Annotated in this window: 1 protein-coding gene; it reads right to left on the bottom strand. The window is 66.9% G+C overall.

The features are described from left to right. A partial coding sequence (locus HMPREF1546_RS14745; protein WP_021752078.1) for an FAD-dependent oxidoreductase occupies positions 1-635 on the bottom strand: 635 nt, incomplete at both ends.

Raw genomic sequence — 635 nt, 5'->3', positions numbered from 1 at the left:
AGGCGCAGGCCAGCTCCAGGCCGATGACGCCGCCACCGATGACCACCATGCTCTTGGGCAACTGTTCCAAGCTCAGGGCGCCGGTGGAGTCGATGCAGTTGGGATTCTCCTTCAGACCGGGGATGGGCGGCTGGGCGTTGACGGAGCCGGTGGCCACGATGATGGCGTCGGCGGTCATCTCCTCCACGGAGCCGTCGGACTTCTTCACAGAGAGGGTCTTGGGGCCGGTGAAGCTGGCCTCGCCGTCTACGCGGGCGACCTTGTTCTGCTTCAGCAGACCGGCAACACCCTGGGTCAGCTGCTTGCTGATGGCGTTCTTGTGGGCGATCACCTGGGGGAAATCCACTTCCACACCGGAGACCTTCACGCCGATGTCAGCACCCTGTTCCTTGATCTCGGACACCAGCTCCGCGCTGTGCAGCAGGCACTTGGTGGGGATGCAGCCGATGTTCAGGCAGGTGCCGCCGATGTGCTCGCGCTCCACTAGGGTCACTTTGGCGCCCAGCTGGGCCGCCCGGATGGCAGCCACATAGCCGCCGGGGCCGCCGCCCACGACGATGACGGTCTTCTGGCCAGCTGCGACGGGGGCTGCAGCCGGGGCAGGTGCAGCAGCAGGAGCGGCGGCAGCGGGTGCG

It is taken from the genome of Oscillibacter sp. KLE 1745 (genome assembly GCF_000469445.2).
Lineage (GTDB): Bacteria > Bacillota > Clostridia > Oscillospirales > Oscillospiraceae > Oscillibacter > Oscillibacter welbionis.
The sequence above is the reverse complement of the archived record's forward strand: the minus strand, read 5'-3'. Positions and strand labels throughout refer to the sequence as shown.